Origin of the sequence: Pseudoalteromonas sp. SR43-7 (genome assembly GCF_014163785.1) — a bacterium.
Lineage (GTDB): Bacteria > Pseudomonadota > Gammaproteobacteria > Enterobacterales > Alteromonadaceae > Pseudoalteromonas > Pseudoalteromonas distincta.
Map to the genome: position 1 here is coordinate 206,849 of NZ_JACJDY010000001.1, position 19,234 is coordinate 226,082.

The 19,234-nt window shown below is 38.5% G+C and carries 18 protein-coding genes; 7 read left to right on the plus strand and 11 right to left on the minus strand.

Going from position 1 to position 19,234, the window contains the following annotated elements; translation table 11 throughout:
* Positions 1-5 precede the first annotated feature (5 nt).
* From H5087_RS00925 to H5087_RS00935, 3 genes are read left to right on the plus strand one after another with little or no spacing between them, the layout of a single operon-like run.
* Entirely contained in the window at positions 6-536 is a 531-nt protein-coding gene (locus tag H5087_RS00925; RefSeq protein ID WP_182670857.1) for a hypothetical protein, read from the plus strand.
* The gene (locus H5087_RS00930) at positions 536-1,981 is read left to right on the plus strand and encodes an ATP-binding protein (protein ID WP_182670858.1); all 1,446 of its coding nucleotides are present in this window, start codon (positions 536-538) and stop codon (positions 1,979-1,981) included. The genes H5087_RS00925 and H5087_RS00930 overlap by 1 nt, the downstream gene beginning before the upstream one ends.
* 38 nt (positions 1,982-2,019) lie before the next feature.
* Entirely contained in the window at positions 2,020-2,694 is a 675-nt protein-coding gene (locus H5087_RS00935; protein ID WP_024597035.1) for a response regulator, read from the plus strand.
* A gap of 24 nt (positions 2,695-2,718) precedes the next feature.
* On the opposite strand, the gene H5087_RS00940 is transcribed toward H5087_RS00935, so the two are convergent.
* Positions 2,719-3,576: a PA4780 family RIO1-like protein kinase gene (locus H5087_RS00940; RefSeq protein WP_002958167.1), complete on the minus strand. Its 858-nt coding sequence runs from the start codon at positions 3,574-3,576 to the stop codon at positions 2,719-2,721.
* 301 nt (positions 3,577-3,877) lie between these two features.
* On the opposite strand from H5087_RS00940, the gene H5087_RS00945 reads away from it, so the two are divergent.
* A complete protein-coding gene (locus tag H5087_RS00945; protein ID WP_007581281.1) occupies positions 3,878-4,153 on the plus strand; it encodes an EF-hand domain-containing protein in 276 nt (91 codons plus the stop codon).
* A 12-nt stretch (positions 4,154-4,165) separates the two neighbouring features.
* Positions 4,166-4,621, plus strand: coding sequence for a hypothetical protein (locus H5087_RS00950; protein ID WP_182670859.1), 456 nt, complete (start codon positions 4,166-4,168; stop codon positions 4,619-4,621).
* Between the two features lie 89 nt (positions 4,622-4,710).
* Here H5087_RS00950 and H5087_RS00955 read toward each other — a convergent pair whose 3' ends face one another.
* The 5 genes from H5087_RS00955 to H5087_RS00975 all read right to left on the minus strand — a co-directional run bounded on the left by H5087_RS00955 (position 4,711) and on the right by H5087_RS00975 (position 10,975).
* Complete coding sequence (locus H5087_RS00955; protein ID WP_182670860.1) at positions 4,711-6,090, minus strand: VCBS repeat-containing protein; 1,380 nt, start codon at positions 6,088-6,090, stop codon at positions 4,711-4,713.
* A gap of 370 nt (positions 6,091-6,460) precedes the next feature.
* Complete coding sequence (locus H5087_RS00960; RefSeq protein WP_182670861.1) at positions 6,461-8,401, minus strand: EAL domain-containing protein; 1,941 nt, start codon at positions 8,399-8,401, stop codon at positions 6,461-6,463.
* A gap of 259 nt (positions 8,402-8,660) precedes the next feature.
* Positions 8,661-9,506, minus strand: coding sequence for a glutathione-dependent disulfide-bond oxidoreductase (gene yghU, locus H5087_RS00965; protein ID WP_138489477.1), 846 nt, complete (start codon positions 9,504-9,506; stop codon positions 8,661-8,663).
* Between the two features lie 87 nt (positions 9,507-9,593).
* Positions 9,594-10,175: a rhomboid family intramembrane serine protease gene (locus H5087_RS00970; protein WP_182670862.1), complete on the minus strand. Its 582-nt coding sequence runs from the start codon at positions 10,173-10,175 to the stop codon at positions 9,594-9,596.
* A 116-nt stretch (positions 10,176-10,291) separates the two neighbouring features.
* The gene (locus tag H5087_RS00975) at positions 10,292-10,975 is read right to left on the minus strand and encodes a type 1 glutamine amidotransferase domain-containing protein (protein ID WP_024597040.1); all 684 of its coding nucleotides are present in this window, start codon (positions 10,973-10,975) and stop codon (positions 10,292-10,294) included.
* A gap of 157 nt (positions 10,976-11,132) precedes the next feature.
* Between H5087_RS00975 and H5087_RS00980 the strand changes: the two genes are divergently transcribed.
* Entirely contained in the window at positions 11,133-12,056 is a 924-nt protein-coding gene (locus H5087_RS00980) for a LysR family transcriptional regulator (RefSeq protein ID WP_182670863.1), read from the plus strand.
* Positions 12,057-12,075: 19 nt separating this feature from the next.
* Here the strand turns inward: H5087_RS00980 and H5087_RS00985 are convergent, their stop codons facing one another.
* From H5087_RS00985 to H5087_RS01005, 5 genes are all read right to left on the minus strand, one after another.
* A complete protein-coding gene (locus tag H5087_RS00985; RefSeq protein WP_182670864.1) occupies positions 12,076-12,810 on the minus strand; it encodes a dienelactone hydrolase family protein in 735 nt (244 codons plus the stop codon).
* Positions 12,811-12,892: 82 nt separating this feature from the next.
* A complete protein-coding gene (locus H5087_RS00990) occupies positions 12,893-14,218 on the minus strand; it encodes a glycerophosphodiester phosphodiesterase family protein (RefSeq protein ID WP_182670865.1) in 1,326 nt (441 codons plus the stop codon).
* A gap of 68 nt (positions 14,219-14,286) precedes the next feature.
* Positions 14,287-15,138, minus strand: coding sequence for a carboxylate/amino acid/amine transporter (locus H5087_RS00995; protein ID WP_182670866.1), 852 nt, complete (start codon positions 15,136-15,138; stop codon positions 14,287-14,289).
* A 114-nt stretch (positions 15,139-15,252) separates the two neighbouring features.
* Positions 15,253-17,388 carry a M3 family metallopeptidase gene (locus H5087_RS01000; protein ID WP_024598247.1) on the minus strand — a complete coding sequence of 712 codons (2,136 nt, stop codon included), beginning with the start codon at positions 17,386-17,388 and terminating at the stop codon, positions 15,253-15,255.
* Positions 17,389-17,601: 213 nt separating this feature from the next.
* A complete protein-coding gene (locus H5087_RS01005; RefSeq protein WP_002958182.1) occupies positions 17,602-17,808 on the minus strand; it encodes a hypothetical protein in 207 nt (68 codons plus the stop codon).
* Positions 17,809-18,006: 198 nt separating this feature from the next.
* Here H5087_RS01005 and H5087_RS01010 point away from each other — a divergent pair, with 198 nt between their 5' ends.
* A complete protein-coding gene (locus H5087_RS01010) occupies positions 18,007-18,867 on the plus strand; it encodes a mechanosensitive ion channel family protein (protein WP_002958183.1) in 861 nt (286 codons plus the stop codon).
* Positions 18,868-19,234: the final 367 nt, after the last annotated feature.

Consider the following 19,234-nt stretch of genomic DNA (forward strand, 5'->3'; position numbering starts at 1 on the left):
TAACTATGCGTTATTTTAAATACGCATTGATCCTAACTACTGCTGCGCTATTGAGCTTTAAGCTCTTTGCGCAGCAGGAAATGATGGATCATAGCCATATGCCCATAGCAGTGCCAAATGATATGTCAGTCCCGGCATTAAGCCTTAAGTTATTAAAAGATAGTATGTCGGGTTATAACTTAATTTTAGATACACAGCGTTATGATTTGTCTGTGCCGCCAGAGGGCACGATGAACATGCAACAAATGATGGGCGTGACAACAAACCAAGACACCGGTTTTTTACAAGGTCATGCTCATTTATACATTAATGGGGTTAAAATACAGCGAATTTACGGACATGCATTGCATTTACCTGCTAACTTATTTAAAAGAGGTATAAATACCGTATCGGTTACTTTAAATAATCATGGTCATATGTATTGGACCGCTCAAGGTAAAAAAATAGTTGCTACGCTGTATGTTAACGACCAAACCAAAGAGTTTATAACATACCGATTTGAAAGCTTTCCTAGCAAGGTTGAAAACACGCATTAATGAAAATTCATAATAAACTTTTTTTAATACTATTTAGTTTTACCTTTAGTGTTATTGCAGGGCTGGTGGTTCTTATACAGTGGAGCATAGGGCAGGGCGTAATTGATTTTGTTAATGCAAAAGAGGTGAAAGCGCTTGAACCACTTGTTGTGCAATTTGCAAAGCAATACGAACAAACACCCTCATGGGAGCGTGTTGTCGGCAATGGCGAAAACTTTAGAAAACGTGTTGAATCGCAATTAGAAAATAGCCAGTTTTTGCCTAGGCCACAAGAAGGCCCAGGTCCGCGTGGGCGAATGATGCGACGACCGCCGCCAGATCATATTCGTTTAGAGGAAGATCGCCGCCCACCGCCAGAAAATATTGCTCACTACGCTTTGCTTGACGAAAATAAGCAGCGAGTAGTGGGTAGATACCTCAGCGATTTAAAATATATAACAACCCCAATTATTGTTAACGATAAAATAGTGGGTTACTTAGCAGTTTCTAAAAGAGATAGCTTGGTTGATGGCTATGAGCTTGATTTTTTACAGCAGCAAACTAACTACTTATGGTTTATTGCTTTAGCTGCGGTATTGCTAACATTAATGGTTACTTTTTTATTGTCTCGTCACCTAGTAAGCCCTGTAAAGCAAATTGCTAATGGTATGCATCGCTTAACGCAAGGTAATTACGAGACCAAACTCACGCTTGAGCGAAAAGACGAGCTAGGACAGTTGAGCGAAGATTTTAATACGCTTGCATTTACACTCGCTAAAGATGAGCAAGTACGTAAGCGTTGGCTTGCTAATATTTCTCATGAGCTTAGGACGCCAATGAGTATTTTACTCGGTGAACTTGAAGCTATGCTACTTGGTATACGAGAACCGAACGCAAAAAATATAAGCTCGGCTAACGATGAAGCCCTGCATTTAAAACGCTTAATAGACGACTTGCATATGCTCAATAGCGCAGAGTTAGGAGGTATGCACTACACAATGCAACCTACTGATATGGCGTTATTATTAAATACTATTGAGCAAAAATATCAGGTTTTGCTTGAACAACATAATATAAAAATATACCTGCTAAATAGCGCTAAATACATAACTGTACAAGCAGATAAAACACGCCTTTTGCAGCTACTCGATAATATTTTAATGAACGCCGTACACTATGCACAATGTACAACTATTTCATTAACAGCTAAAAATATAAGTATTAAAGGGCAAACTTATTTAGAGCTTATAATTGGAGATAATGGTGTAGGTGTAGAGCAGTCGCATTTATCGCATTTGTTTGAGTATTTATATCGAGTAGATAGTTCGCGTAATCGCCAAGAGGGCGGTTCGGGCTTAGGTTTATCTATTTGCCAGCATATAGTTAAAGGTCATAAAGGTGAAATAGCTGCAGAAAAAGCCAGCTTAGGCGGCCTTGCTATTATTATTAGATTGCCAACTATTTAGCTTATAAAATAAAGTTAAGGTTACTTACAGAGATGCCTATGAGTGAACAAATACTAATTGTGGAAGATGAAGTAAAGCTAGCTAACTTAATGAGTGACTTTTTAAGCAGCCATCACTTTATTACTCATCAAATACATCACGGGAATGAAGTATTACCTTGGCTTGAAATTAACAGGCCGAGTGTAATCTTGCTAGACATAATGTTACCAGGTCAAAGTGGTATTGAACTGTGTAAAGCAATCAGGCGCTTTTCAAACGTGCCTATTATTATGGTATCGGCAAAAGTAGAAGAAATAGATAGGCTGCTTGGGCTGGAATTAGGTGCAGATGATTATATTTGTAAGCCGTTTAGTTATGCTGAGCTGGTGGCACGAGTAAAAGCTATTTTAAGGCGATTAAATAACGCAAGTGACGTTACAGAGTCAACAATGAAGCTTGACGAAAGCAGCTACAGCGTAAAATATAAATCAAACAGTATAGAATTAACGAACTTTGAATTTCAGCTATTTAAACCTTTGTTTAACAACCCAAATCGTATTTATTCGCGCGATAGCTTAATGGACACTATGTACGCCGATCAGCGTATTGTGAGCCACCGCACTATTGATAGCCATATTAAAAAGTTGCGTAAAAAACTAGATGAAGTGACACAAACTGAAAGTGTTATCCAGTCTGTTTATGGGGTTGGTTACCGATTTGTGCATCCACAGTAAGGTGGAATGAGCTATGACGATGAGTTATTCATCATCGTCAGCATTTTTAATTCGCTCTAAACGGTCAAACTCTTCGTATTCGGCAGCTTGAATTTCATCAAGAATAGAATCTACATCAGCAAGTTCGTCGCTGTCTTCAAACTCACCTGTAAGCGTTGAATTAGGCGTTAAATTGGCCTCTTCAAATAGTGCCCACATTTCTTTAGCGTATTGAGTTTTTAGTATACTTGGCGCAAACTCACCATAATAGCGGCGTATGTTATTTACATCGCGTGCAAACATAGCTTGTGCACTGTTATTTGCTGAAGCGTTAACGGCTTGCGGTAAATCTATAATTACAGGGCCGTTATTATCTACAAGTACATTAAACTCAGATAAATCACCGTGTATTATACCAGCGCAAAGCATTAGCTTAATGTAATGTATCATGAGTTTATACTGCTCAATCGCTTGCTCTTCACTAAAAACGACATGTCCTAGTTGAGGGGCTACGTTACCATCCTCATCAGAGACGAGTTCCATAAGCAGCACGCCATCAATACAAAAATAAGTATCAGGAACACGTACCCCCACGCCTGCTAAACGAGATAACGCATCAACTTCAGCATTTTGCCAAATTTCTTCTTCTAATTGGCGGCCATAGCTAGAGCGTTTACCCATAGCACGCGCTTGGCGTCCACCACGTACTTTTCGGCCTTCTTGATATTGTGCCGCCTTTTTAAAACTACGTTTAACCGCATCTTTATACACTTTCGCACAGCGAATATGTTCACCACAACGCACAATAAATACATCGGCTTCTTTACCGCTCATTAGTCGGCTTATTACTTCGTCAATAAGGCCATCATCAACAAGAGGTTGTAGGCGTTTAGGTATTTTCACAGATTGCCTGCTAAGTAGGGTTGGTTATTAATCATTATTTATGAAAGTGCTCTGTATTTGTTTGTTTAATTGGCTCAAGCAGTATATCAGCTTTGAGAATTAAGGGCAGTAACACTACTGCCAGAGAGTAATTAATCGTATTATTTTATTAGCTTATATATTGATTGCAAAGCAATCAACCAGAACTTTTTTGAATCATCAGTTTTTATTAAAAATAGTTTATTACTTCCTCATTATTTGCACATTGTTTGCGTTTTTAAAGCGTAAGCTTAGTTTAATTCTTAAATACGAGGTTATTACTATGAAGCATTTTTCAACTCTTGCCACTGTGGCAATATTATCTATTGCTTTTTCAGCTAATGTAGCTGCTCGAGGCGGTGACAATCCTCCTGAAAAACCTGATTTTTCAACTATTGATACTGATGGTGATGGCGTAATTAGCTTTGAAGAGTTTAGTGCTAAAAAACCGCCGCACGGTGATGCACAAACAATTTTTGATTCTATAGATGCCGATGGTAATGGCGAAATTAGTGAACAAGAGCTTAGCGATCATAAACCACCTCGTCGTGAACGTTGAAAGGATACTAAAATGATTAATAATATTGGCAGCAGCTCTGCGAATTTTATGCCGCAACAAAGTAGCCAAGCTGCAAAATTAACAACAGAGCAAAGCGATTTTGTTAAAGAAACGCTTGCACAGTTTGATGCAGAAAACTTAACTAGCGACGATGCGCAAAGTATTCAAGCGGCATTTAAAGAACAAGGTATTGAACCAACAAAAGAGCTTGCTGATTTAATGGGCGAACTCGAGTTTGATGCTAAAAGCATTGGTGATGCAGGAAGAGCAGAGGGTCAAAGACCGCCGCCACCGTCACAAAACTCATTAGAATCAGTCGATACAGACGAGGTAGTGAGCTACTTAGATGAGCTCTTAACTGAGTATTCAAACCAGTTGTCTGATGAAGATAAAGAATCAATCCTTGCATCAGTGCAAGAGAAATTTGGCTTAAGTGAAGGCGATTCACTGCTAAATGTAACTGCTTAGGTATTATTACTTAGAGTAAAGCTGACTGTTACTCGAAAGTCTTAAGTCCAAAGCCCAACGGTTAATTCTGTTGGGCTTTTTTTATTGGCTTAATTTAACCGTGTTTCTATTTTACTGGTGCCATCTTCTTCGGTAAATTTAAATACAAAATCTTTTTTACCGTCTTGGTTTATATCTACTAGAAGAATATCTTTATTATTTTTAGGCAGCGTTAGCTTTAATTTTTTGCGTTTATCATTTAGCAGTGAGTCTTGCTCTCCATAATAAATATACAGCGTTTTTTTACTGTATTTGTATACCGCATCAATATAGCTATCGCCGTTAATATCACCTAAATAGAGAGCCGGTTCTGATTCATCGCCATTCATCCCCACTTCCATTTCTAAATCAAGTTCAATACTCGATTTATTGGCAAATGAGCCGTCGGGTTGCTGCTTATAAAGATTCATTTCTACATCTACATCAGTACTGCCACCGCCTAATGCCATAGAGGCGATTGTACCTAAGCCAATATCTAAGTCCATTTTTTGTAAATCAATTAAGCCATCATTATTAAAGTCAGTTTTGAGCAATAACTCACTAGGGCCCTGTGTTTCAAATAAGGTAATGGGCGTATTAGTAAAACCTTTAGCACTCCCTAGGTACAAAGTATGTGCTATTTTTATATCTAACGAGTCCATACCTTGCGTAGGCTTAAACTGTCTGGTTGTAAAATCTAGAAATCCGTCGTTATTAATATCAATAATTTGCTTTATTTTGCGAGTCTCGCCATTGCTTAGCTCGCCTAGCTCAATGCTAAAATCAATTGAGGTAAGCTTTTGCTCAAAGCCCTCTGAATTAGCAAGTAGTACATTTGCTCCAAAGTCATTTGAAAAAACCAGGTCGTTTAATCCGTCGTGGTTAAAATCGATAACGACAGGTTTATTGTTAATATTAACTTCTAAAGAAAGCCCTTTTCCTGAAAAGCGGCCTTCATACTTAGGCGTTTGCTTAAATTGGTTAGGCTTAAAGCTGCCATCTTTATTTTGAATGTATAAAGTACTGCTTGCTAACCCTGGAATGAAAATATCGCTTAGACCATCGTTGTTAGCATCGAAGACAAAGTCTACTTTTTCAAATTTATCTATTTTTAATTGATTAAGAACCGACTCATAATTAAACAACAATGTTGGTTTACCTGCTTGGGCTTTATATACGCCATCACTTGTTAGTACGAGTGCTTGTTTATCGGTGATGTTAGCAAGTGTTGCCACATCAAACCCGATGGCGTTTTTTGGTAAAGCAAGTTCACTACTAAGTGATGTAAGTAAATTGATGGCTTCTAATTGTTTTGATTCTTTATTATATGCAAATAAAATCTCTGAATCGGTTGATACTAATTCATCCGTTGTTTTTATTGCCATTGTTTGAGCTATAACGCTTATGGGGGTAAGTAAAGTGATGAGTGAATAGCAAAGTGGTTTTATCATGCAAATTCCTTTTTTATATTTAGTTGTATCGTTAAAGTTTTTATTATTTAAGCAGCGTCAGCGCATAATTTTGCCTACTATCCAGCGCTGGGGCTTTTTCGTTTAAACGTAATATATATATGTAAGTTGGATTATATTTAGCCTACGCTAATTACTATTTACTGGGTGTAAGCAATTGTAAGATTATGTTTTAGGGAGAGTCTGTTGACCTTTGATGGTCGAAATTTGTTTAACCGAAGGACGATTTAATCGCGGCGCGAGGTTTGTAACCTAGTAACAAAGAGTCAATCACCTGCAAAGATAAGCAAGCCCTAATAAAAAAGGTAGCGCAAAACTAGTATGGTAGCTAAGCGCTTTTAGAGGGAGGGGGTTAACTACACAGCTTATTTTGCCCGTGCAGATAAGCGTCTACAGAATCTACTTCCATCGGTTTTGAAAAGTAATAACCTTGTAGGTGAGATACACCAATATTAGTAAGCGTGTTTGCTTGCTCAATAGTTTCAACGCCTTCTGCAACAACAGTAAAATCTAAAGTAGAGGCCATTTGTACAATTGCATGAATAATACTTAACCCTCTTTTATCCATATTTTGAATAAAGCTTCTGTCTATTTTTACTATATCTACACCAATATCAAGCATGCTTGATAGTGATGAGTAGCCTGTACCAAAATCATCAATTGAAATACAAAAGCCTTGTTTTTGTAGTGCTTTAACGGCTGTCAAAAATGTGAGTTTATCCTCGGCAAATACTGACTCAGTAATTTCTATGTGTAGGTTTTTAGGTTCTACCCGGTGGCGATTTACTATTTTTAATACCTTAGATACAAAATCAGGATCTTGTAGCTGAATAACCGATACGTTTACGCTTATAGCAATTTGTGGTTGTAAGTGACTTAATTTTGTTGCTTGTATACATGCCTGTTCTATGACCCAAATACCTAACTCGGTTATTAAACCGTATTGCTCGGCAATAGCTATAAATTCATCAGGGAAAATATTTTCACCATCTAGTTGCCAGCGTAATAATGATTCAAAAGAGGTTACTTTTGAGGTTTTGCTATCAACAATTGGTTGAAATACTAGCCTTAAACTATTTTCTTCTATGGCACTGGCTAGGCGTTGACTCAAAAGATACTCCCTTTCTTGTATTAATTTGAGTGAATCGTTATAAATATTGATATTACCTTTCGCGATGCGTTTTTGGTGATACATTGCAGTATCAGCAGAGCGAATTAAAGTATTAAAATCACTCCCGTGCTCAGGATACATGGCAATACCAATAGTTGCAGATACCCATTTTTGATATTTATATGTTTCATGCTCGGCACCAATGCTTTGAAGTACTTTATCTGCAAACTCGATAAGCTCAGCTTGTTTTTGATACGTTGCTAAAATTAAAAACTCATCCCCGCCCCATCGGCATTTAAATAGCTGTTGATTGCATACATTACTAATTCTTCGTGCTATTTCTTTTAATACTTTATCGCCTACTTTATGACCCAACGAATCATTTATTTGTTTAAACCCATCTAAATCTACGAATAATAAAGCAAAGGGTTCTTGAGGGTTGTCTGCTAGTTGTCTGTTTGCATTTTTTAAAAATGCGGTTCGGTTTAATAGATTTGTAAGTGGATCGGTATTCGATAAACGGTAAATTTCTTCTGTGCGTTGCTCAACCTTGTTTTCCATTTCATTAAGCAGCTCTCTGTTTTGGTTTTTGAGCTTGATTGCGCTGTGTGTAAATGTGGCTGATTTGTACGATGAAGCCACCATAATAGCAGTAAATGCTAGGCCTAAAATACCGAGGACAGAGTTGTAGTTTTCGTTAGAAAAGGTTAATAAAAAAGAGTAGGGCGCCAGTAAAATAATGCTATAGAGTACAGCGGTTACTCGACTTCCTGAAAGCAGATTTGCAGAGCCTCCTGCAAAGGCAGATAAAATAGCAATCGTGGTTGTCGTCTCTATTGCTGATGAGGTGCTATGAAACCAAAGTGCATACCCACACCACGATAGCGCAGTTAAAATACACCCTGTTGAAAATCTTTTTGAGTATGTGTCAGCATTAAATAGCGGGCTATCTTTTTTGGTTTTATAAAACCATATTACATCAATAGCGCGAGCTGCTAATAAGACAACCATAATGCTTAGCCAAATACTTTTTTCGTAGGATATTTTCTGGTTATTTAAATCAAAAGCAAACACTAATATAAAACTGACTACAGTCGAAATGGCAATGCCAGAGATGGCATTAGAGTATAAAATTTTAACGGTTTCTCTGCGTTCTTCACTATTTAGATTTTTATATGGCACTAAGTAAAACCTTATACAAAAGTCACTCCAACTAGCGATGGAGAAACGTTCAAGAAATACAGCAAATATTTCAGATGAACAAAAGCGTATTAAACATCGATTAGTTAGGCTCTAATCCTGAGTATAAGAATAAATATAGTTTATGAAAGCAAAAAAAAAAGCTAGCACAGTAAAAAGGCTCATAATAAATAATTATTATGAGCCTTAAAATTATTAAGCAGGTTAAAGTGTTAACGACTTTACTTGCTGTTTAGTAGATTTAGCCTTCGAAATCACTATCGTTATGGCGCTCTGCCATTTGATCTTCTTCAGGGCCCCATGTGCGATTTACGCGACGACCGCGCTTTACAGCAGGGCGATCAGCAACTTGTTTTGCCCAACGAACAACATGAGTGTATGAGGCAACATCTAAAAATTCAGCTGCATCGTATAAGTCGCCTAAAACAAGCGAGCCATACCAAGGCCAAATTGCAATATCGGCGATTGAGTATTCATCACCGGCCATGTATTCATTTTCGCTTAAATGACGATTTAACACGTCAAGTTGGCGTTTAGTTTCCATGGTAAAACGATCAATAGGGTATTGCATTTTACTTGGGGCGTAGCTATAAAAGTGACCAAAACCACCACCTAAGTATGGCGCTGAACCCATTTGCCAAAATAGCCAGTTACGACACTCTGTTTTAGCTTTTAAATCTTTAGGGATGAGTACATCAAATTTTTCAGCCAAATACTGTAAAATAGAACCTGATTCAAAGATGCGAGTAGGTGGAGTGGTTGAATGATCCATTAGCGCTGGGATTTTTGAGTTTGGATTAATATCAACAAAGTCAGATCCAAACTGATCGCCATCACCTATGTTTATTAAATATGCGTCATAGTCTGCATCGGTGCAACCAAGCTGTAAAAGCTCTTCAAACATGATTGTAGCTTTTTGGCCATTTGGCGTAGCAAGAGAATAAAGCTGAAATGCGTGCTCGCCAATAGGTAGAGTTTTGTCATGAGTCGCGCCTGCAATTGGGCGGTTAATGCTGGCAAATTTACCGCCACTTTCACTTTCCCACGTCCATACTTTTGGTGGCGTGTATTCGTTTTGATCACTCATAAATAACCTCAATGTTAAATGGAAATGTTTAATACTTACTCATAAATGTGGCCATAAAAAATTAATTAAAGGCCCTAAATATTTAATTTACCGACCTTTTAATTTATCGGCTTTTGCTAATCTATAACCTAAAAACAACCCGCTTAGCGCTCCAAATAAATGGCTTTCAAACGATACTTGATAGCGCTGAGGTAAAACACCCCATATAAAACCGCTATAAAGTATAGCCACTACAACTGCAATTATAATTGATTTTAATGAGCGTCTTACTAAGCCGTAGCATAGAATAAAGCCCCATAAACCATATATAACACCGCTTAAACCAACATGTATGTTACTGCGCCCAAATGCCCAAACTAAAAGTCCACCGACTAGAGCGGTAAAAATAAATACGTTATAAAAACGTTTTACGCTGTACTGGCAAATTAGCCAACTTAATACTACAAATGGGATCATGTTACTGGCAAAGTGCCACCAGCTACCATGTAAAAAAGGGGCGCATAGTATGCCAATTAATCCTTGGATACTGCGTGGATATATGCCTAAACCATTAAGGTTTATGCCAGGTAGACTATTGATCACTTGTAGTACAAAGCAAATAACAACAATACTAAATATTGCGAAACGGGTACTAGTTAGTAATGACAGTGTGGTTGGCTTGGTTGCCATATAATCGCCCTAATTGACTTTAAGAGTTGCCAGTATAGGAATTGTATTTGCTAATGAAAAGCAATTAAAAAAGCACAGCATAAAATGCTGTGCTTAATTTTAATTATTACTCACTATTAACCTAATTTAGTTAATAGTTTTTTTGCAGCTAGTTCAGAGCTTGCTGGGTTTTGGCCGGTAATTACTAAACCGTCTTCTAGTGCTAATACACCCCAGTCGTCAGTTTTTTGATAATCGCCACCTTTTTTGATTAGCTCGTCTTCAACTAAAAATGGCACGATATCGGTAAGTTGCACTGCAGCTTCTTCAGAGTTAGTAAAACCAGTTACTTTTTTACCCGCTACTAGTGCATTGCCATCGGCATCTTTAACATTTAAAAATGCAGCACTTGCATGACATACCGCAGCAACAGGTTTTTGCTCTTTTACAAAGCTTTCGATAAGAGAGATTGAATCTGTGTTGTCAACCAAGTCCCATAATGGGCCGTGGCCGCCTGGGTAAAATACAGCGTCAAAATCGCTAGATTTTACTTCACTCAACACTTTAGTGTTTGCCATTAATGTTTGCGCCGCGCTGTCTGCGTCGTAACGTTTTGTTGCATCTGTTTGAAAATCGGCAAGTGTACTTGTCGGATCAATGGGTGGTTGGCCGCCAGCTGGAGACGCTAATGTTACTTCAACGCCTGCATCAACGAAGGCGTAATAAGGGGCTGCAAATTCTTCTACCCAAAAACCTGTTTTTTCGCCAGTGTTACCAAGTTCTGCGTGAGATGTAAGAACCATAAGTACTTTTTTAGACATTGAATATATTCCTTCTGATGATTTGAATTAGTTTATCTTGCTTACCAATTACTATATGCACTAACACTGCTTTAAACAACGATGATAAATTTAACTTTATTGATTTAATTATTGATACAATAAAAAGGTTGAATTTGAAACACACTACGGAGCATTTATGAAAGTGTCGTTTGAGCAGTTAAAGAGCATGGTTGTATTTGCACAAATTGTAGAGCAGGGCAGCTTAACCGCTGCTGCCAAACAGCTAGGGCTTACGCGAGCAGTTGCAAGCTATCATTTAAAAAAATTAGAAACGCAGCTTGAAGTTACTTTACTAAATCGCTCAACCCGTACCATGGCGCTCACTGAAGCGGGCATTGCTTATTATGAGCGTTGTAGAATAATTACCGAACAAGCTAATGCGGCTAATCAGCAAATAGAAAATATAAAGAGCGAGCCACAAGGTTTACTTAAAATTAGTTGCCCAGTAAATGTGGGAATGCAGTTAATTGTGCCTGCAATAAATACGTTTAAGCGCCAATATCCTAAAATTCAAATAGACTTACAGCTTACTGACGATGTGGTTGATATTATTAAAAATGGGTTCGATTTTGCAATTAGGGGCGTGGCACTGAGTGACTCCAACTTGCAGGCAACCAAGCTGACTACAATGAGCACTTGTATTTGTGGCGCGCCGGAATACTTTGCACATTTTGGTAAGCCTAAAACGCCTTTAGAGTTAGCAGAGCACCAATGGGTGGTTTATCAATTGGGCAGTAAAACATTAACAATTCAAAAAGATGGCAAAAAACACGATATTACAATGCAAGGCGGCTTAAGCACCAATAATGCCGCTGCTCGTACTGCTTTTGTTGAAGCAGGGCATGGTATTGGGCGTATTCCGCTTTACGATGCGTGGCCAAAAGTGCAAGCTGGACTGCTTGAAATAATATTAGATGATTATAAAAGCAAAGATATTGAGCTTTACGGGGTATTTCCGCCAGGGGCTGCGGGCTCTAAAAAGCTACGATTGTTTATTGATTACTTAAAAGCATACTTTGTAAAACAGCATACCGCTTTAGGTATGCTGAAAAGTACTTAATGAGTAGTTTTTACAGCATTTATAAAGTTCGGCTAAATAATGCCACCGCTTGTTGATACATATTTATCGCAAGTGCTGCATCGTATCGCTCACCTTCATCACGCATAAAGGCATGCTGTGCGTTAACTTCCTGCCACTGGTAATTGATGCCTGTGCTTACGCATTGCTGGTATATTTTAGCGCGGCCTTCTTTTGGCACATGCGGGTCTTGTTTACCCCATATAAAGTGAATTTCGCCTTGTATATCAGCCATACGCTCGAATGAGTTATTTCCAGGTTGCGCAGGTAATGTATTGCTGTGAATATCAGTTGCGTATAAACAAAAAGCCGCATTAATTTCAGGATTTAGTGCCGCTCTGTAAGCTAAGTGACCGCCAATACATACGCCCATTGCGCCGACGGTGCCTGTGCAATAGCTTTGTAATCTAATGAAGTCGATCATAGTTTGTGTGTCACTGTCGTGGTGCTCAAGTGGCTTTGCCCACTTGTCGGCATTGCCTTTGTCTTTACCTGTATCATCATAAGCAAGCACAGTGCCTATAGGGTTTAACTCATGAAACACTTCAGGCACTAACACTACAAAGCCATGGCTTGCTAAAATAGCTGCGCTGCGTGCAATAGGTGCAGTTTGTTGAAATATTTCAGAATAAAAAATGATAGCAGGAAACTGTCCTTGCGCTTGAGGGCGATATACAGTTGTTCGCATTAAACCTGTCGGTGTTGGCAAGTCAGCATTATGTTGTTGGATTATCATAAAAAGCGCTCAGTAAAATAAAATTATGTATGCTGATATGGTAACTGAGCGCGATAAAATAAACGACTTTTGTAGTCAGTTTTTAAATACTTGCAGGCATTTTATTACAGCTGGCGTAATAACTTACCGTAGCCGGCCAATCTGAAAAAATACCCATTACCCCCACGTCCTTTGCGAGTACGTCGACTACTGTCATCATGTCGCCATCGTTATCTATAACATCAGCAATTGATTGATAGTAATAACCTCCACCTTTATTAAGCGGGCCCGAGCGCTCAAGGCTCCATGCAATAAGCTTTAAACCTGCTGCTTTTGCGTCAATAGCGTATTGCGATGGCACAATATTGCTTTCGTTATCTATTGTTAGCATCATCCAAATTGGAGGAGCTAAAATTTTCACCCCATCAGCAACAAGTTCATCCATACCCGGTTGCCATGTTTGTGGGTTACTTGGATCGAATCCGGCTTCACTGTCGCGACCATCTAGGTAAACGCTTTTATCTGCAAAGTCAGGGTTATTGTTAATCCAGTATTTTACGTCTTCAAGGTTAAATGATTGCGGATAAACTTTTGAGGCTGGCACACCCATTTGCGTGTACTCGTCTAGCATTTTTTGCGCATATTGTTCTTGTGTCATTCCATCAAATGGCATACTTACTTGTGGCGATTTTAGCTCTGGTGTCATTTTTACACCTAGCTCATTAAACAGTGCAATGCTTTGTTTATGGGTCATCAATGTGCCGTTGGTGGCATATAAATCAGTGCGCCAACTTGGTGTGCCATCCATGTAATCGGCAACGGTCGTTGCATTAGTGTTTGCACCATCCATTTTACCTTCAAGGGTTAAAAACTCCGCTAAGCTTATATCGCTGGTACAACATTTTGCAGAAGCGGCAATGCCATTAGCAGGGTCGGCTGGTGTAAATGGCACACTGCATTTAGCTGCAAGTTCAGGAATGGCTAAAATATTAGTTGTGGTATGTAAATCGCATTGAGAGTGGCGACAAACAAGCTCTTTGTCGTTTGTAAATGTAACATCGCATTCAACAATGCCAGCGCCCATTCTCGCTGCCGCAATGTAGGCTTCTTTAGTGTGTTCTGGGTATTGCATTGATGCACCGCGATGACCAATAGAAAAATCGGTGCGGTAAAAAGGACCTTCGCTGCATGACTCTAATTTTGTTTTTAGTGTGCTTTGCGCCATATCGTTAATTAAATAGTCAGGGCGAGTCCCTAGCTGAATATTTACTCCTTCAGCAACCTCTACAACAATGGGCGTAGGTACTTCAACAATTTCCACTTCGGTGTTGGTAACAACCACTTCTTTTTCTACTATTTCTACATCGTCATCGCAGCCAGCAAGTGTGCCTAACAATATACAGCTTGTCAGTAGGGTAATACGTTTCATTGTTTATCCTTAAAAGTAAAATTTGTACTACCTTAATGATTATTAGTGACAATTTTGCTACAAGCTTATTAATTTACTTTTTTATTAAGCATTTGATTGACCAATAATGCACCTAACATTATAGCAGCCCCAATACTTAACCGAACTATATCGGCATCTCGGTTCCAGATCAGCACGTTAATTATAATTCCAGCTGGAATAAGCAAGTTATTCATAACTGCCAAAGCACCTACGTTGACAAGGGTTGCGCCTTTATTCCACATAAAGTAACCAAGTCCTGATGCAACCAACCCTAAATAAATTAGTATGCCCCACTGTGTGAAAGTGGTTGGTAATTTGTTTGAGTTACCAAATAATGCATAGCAAATTGTGGCAATAATAAGTGCGCCTATAAAAAACCATCCAAATACGGCTTTGTCATCAAGCTGATTGTTATTCATTAAGCGTTTGTAGGTAACTTGGCCTACAGCAAAACTTATATTCGCCCCTTGAACGATTAATAAGCCGATTATGAAATCGCTATTTAGGTTTTCGTAACGAATAGTAATTGCACCGATTACAGCAATTAGTGCGACTATAAAAAAGCGTGGGTTAAAGCGTCTGTTCAATACATCATTTAGCAGGGTAATGTACAAAGGAGTCATTACAGTAAATAGTAGCACTTCGGGAACGGTTAAAAATAAAAATGAGTGGTAGTAAAAGCTATACATAACACCAAGTTGTATAGCGCCAATCAGCATAAGCTTTAAGGCTAAAGGTTTAGGCGTTTGTTTGTGCTTTAAAAAAGGTAAAAAAATCAGTGTTGCCAGTGCTATGCGTATTAATACGCTAAACCAAGCGTCAACTTGGCCTGCTAAATACACACCAATTAAACTAAACGAAAACGCCCAAAGCAAAGTGACTGCAAATAAGTACTGCATAACCATCATCTTTTAATAAATATTGAGCTAAGTTTATCTGTTATATGTGAGGGTATAAACAATAAAAGCCCGCAAGCGGGCTTTTATAAAAGTGAGCTTAATAAATTAAGTTATTTACTCAACTAAACCACGGCGCTTAAGTAATGCGTCTGTAGTTGGTTTTTGACCTCTAAACTCAATGTAGCTTTGCATTAAGTCGCGGCTGTTACCTTTAGATAGGATTTCTTTACGGAATTTATCACCATTTTTACGTGTTAAGCCGCCGTTGTTTTCCATGTGTGCAAAGGCATCGGCTGCAAATACTTCAGTCCAAAGGTATGCGTAGTAACCCGCAGAGTAACCACCGGCAAATGTATGGCTAAAGTAGTTTGATTTATAACGCGGTGGTACAGGGTAGTAATCAATACCGTGTGCTTTTAGCGCATCGCTTTCAAACTTTTGAACATCAGTAATTTTTTTATCTGAGCCAAACGAGTGCCATTCCATATCAAGTAAAGCAGCTGCTAAATATTCAGTGGTACCAAAACCTTGGTTGAATTTTTGCGATGCAAGTACTTTATCAAGTAAAGCTTGTGGAATTGGCTCACCTGTTTTGTAATGCTTAGCGTAGTTAGCAAGTACCGTAGGTTCAATCATCCAATCTTCATTCGCTTGCGACGGAAACTCAACAAAGTCACGCGCTGTAGCAGTACCTGCTAAGCTTGGGTATTTAACGTCAGAGAATAAACCGTGCGCCGCATGACCAAACTCATGGAACATAGTTGACACTTCGTCAAACGTCATTAACGTTGGCTCGCCTGCAGCAGGTTTTGGAATGTTTTGGGCATTGTAAATTACAGGTTTAGTGCCTTTTAAGCCGCTTTGACTTACGTAAGCGCTCATCCATGCACCGCCACGCTTACCTTCACGTGCGTATGGGTCTAGGTAAAATAAACCGATGGCGCTGCCGTCAGCGTTGAATACTTCGTAGGCTGTAACATCTTCATGATAAACCGGTAAATCTTTACGCTCTTTAAATGTAATACCGTATAGCTTGTTCATTGCAAAGAATAAACCATCGTGAATTACAGAATCCATTTCAAAGTAAGGCTTAACAAGGGCAGGATCTAAGTCGTACTTTTCAGCACGTACTTTTTCTGCGTAAAAAGCCCAATCCCATGGTTTAAGCTCAAAGCTTTCACCTGAATCGTTAATTACTTTTTGAATAGCAGCTGCTTCAATTTTAGCTTTTTCAACTGCTTTTGGTGCTAAGTCGTCCAAAATGCCGTACACGTTGTCAGTTGTTTGTGCCATACGCGAAGTCATTACATACGATGCCCAATCTTTAAACCCTAGTAGCTCTGCTTTTTGAGCGCGTAGGTTTGTTTCTTCAATAATAATTGGGCCGTTAGTTTTTGCTGCACGGTTAGCAGAGGCTTTAAAAATTTGCTCACGTAGGTCGCGGTTTTCAAGGCTTGATAAAATTGGCTGTTGAGTCGTATTTACTAGCGTGATCATGTAGCCGTCTTTACCTGCTTTTTTAGCAGCGGCCGCAAGGCCTGCAATTTCACCTTCAGAAAGGCCAGCAAGTTTAGATTTATCGGTAACTACAATGACATCTTCTTTAAACGATTTTAAAATGTTTTGAGAAAACGCAGTAGAAAGCTCTGCAAGTTGTGAGTTGATTTCACGCATTTTTGCTTTTTCAGCGTCATTTAATTTAGCGCCTGCTTTTACAAATTGCTTATAGTAAAAATCCACAAGGCGTTGATCTTCAGCATTAAGCGAGTCTTTGTTGTCGTAAATAGTTTGTACGCGCTTGAATAATGCACCATTTAAGTAAATGTCGTCAGAGTGAGCAGATAATACCGGCGCCATTTTTTTACTTATACGTTGGTATTCGTCATCAGAAATCAAACCTGAAAGGTTATAAAAAGCAGCTGATACACGATTTAGTAGCTCGCCAGACATTTCCATTTCAACTAATGTATTTTTAAAAGTTGCAGGAGCTGGGTTGTTAGCAATAGCTTGTATTTGCGCAGTATGCTGAGCAATACCAGCATCAAAGCCGGCTTCGTAGTCTTTTGTACCAAACTTATCAAACTCAGGTGCCATGTATTGTAATGGACTTGGTTTGAATAAAACATTGTTTGCGTTCATGTCTTGCACTTGTGCTGCGCTCTCTTTTGCCATGTCTTGAGGTTCGTTAGAAGAACAAGCCGATAGAATTAGGGCACTAGCAATAGTAGTGGCGATCAGGGTTTTACGCATAATAACTCCATAAAAAGATTAGCCGAAATAGGCTTTGCGAGTCGAAAAACCTAGTTAACTTATCAAATTTGTGGGTTTATACAATAAAGTTTATCGGTATTAAGGGGGATTTGAACGCAAATTAGCTAATAATTAGTATTAAGGTGGGTAAAAGTAGCTCTAAAATTAAACGTTAAAGCTACTTAATTATACGATTGTGTGCTTGAGAGGGGGTTAGTTATAACCTAAAACAAATTTTTTCTCTGAGCCAAAGCTATTAGATTGCTGCCCAAACTCTTTATTAATAGTTGCTAGAGTTTGCTCTTGTTCGGCCAGCAAGCACAAAACTTTATTTCGGTAATCTAGGCTGCTTTCAAACAATTTTAAATCTACCTGCGGCTGCAAAGTAGCGAGTCTTTGATTTAGAGTAAGTTGTGTCATATGTGATCTCCAGTGCTTGTACACTATTTATATAGCACTCGGTGCAATAAAGAGTTAATAAATTGTTTATAAAATTCATATTGAACTTATTAACTTGGCGTTTTAGTTATATTATGACGTGCTAAGCTTAGCGAAAACTGAACCACACTTATTTTTAGTGAACAAATAATAATCAAAAAAAAGATATTGGGAACACTTATGACCCTCGAACAAATAAATCAATACTTAGCCTTTGTAATATTCACTTATAACGATGTGAATATTACGGTAGCAAAAGTAATTCAAGTGCCACTTATATTGTTTGCTATGTGGTTTGTAGTCACACGTATTGGCAAGCTTATTAAAAAAACATTACTCGCTAAAAAAATAAGCCAAGATGCAGTGCATTTGTTTACTCGAATTTACTTTATTTTAAGTATCGCAATTTTAATTTTTACATCGCTTGAAGTGCTCAGCATCCCGCTTACGGCATTTGCTTTTGTATCCGGTGCAATAGCCATTGGTGTAGGTTTTGGTGCACAAAATATTATTAATAACTTTATCAGCGGTTGGATATTGATGTGGGAGCGCCCAATTCGCATTGGTGACTTTTTAGAGGTAGGTAACGCAAAGGGCGTAGTTGAAACTATTAATACGCGTTCTACACGTATTCGCCGAAATGACGGCGTACATATGCTTATACCTAATTCTCAATTGCTCGAAAATACAGTAACAAACTGGACGCTGATAGATGGTAATGCACGCTCATCGGTCAGTGTCGGCGTTGCGTATGGTTCAGACGTTATACTGGTTAAAAAGCTTATCCAGCAAGTGCTTGATGATCATGATGCAATATTGGTTAATCCAAAGTCATCAGTGTTATTTGATGACTTTGCAGATAGCTCGCTTGTATTTAATGCTATTTTTTGGGTATGCGCCGAGTCTGAAACCATGCTTAGAAAAGTGCGCAGTGATATTCGTTTTAGTATTTATGCTGTATTTGAAGAGCATGATGTCGTGATTGCGTTTCCACAGCGCGATATTCATATAGATGGTGAAATTGCTTTTAAAAGGTCGTAGTTTTAATAAAAAAGTCGCTTGCGGGTGACTTTTTTTATGAGTAATCACAACGTTTCTATTTTGGGTTAATATGGAAGGTAATCCATTTTTCTTACTTTACTTCGCGATCTTCAATAAAGGACATATGTCCTCATTATTAGGTTTTTGCATCTAAATATTGATAAAAACACGTAATCTTGTAGTTAAATGTTGCAAAAAAGTTTCCATTTATGTTCATATTTATGCAGTAAAATTATTACACAATGGTATAATCTTAATCGTTCGTTCAGCCTTGTTACTCCGTTTTGTACTCTCGGTGATGAGGTCCGCGCGCCATATAGCAAGTCGCGAAAAATTGTACGAGCCCGCAATGAATACATTGCGCAAC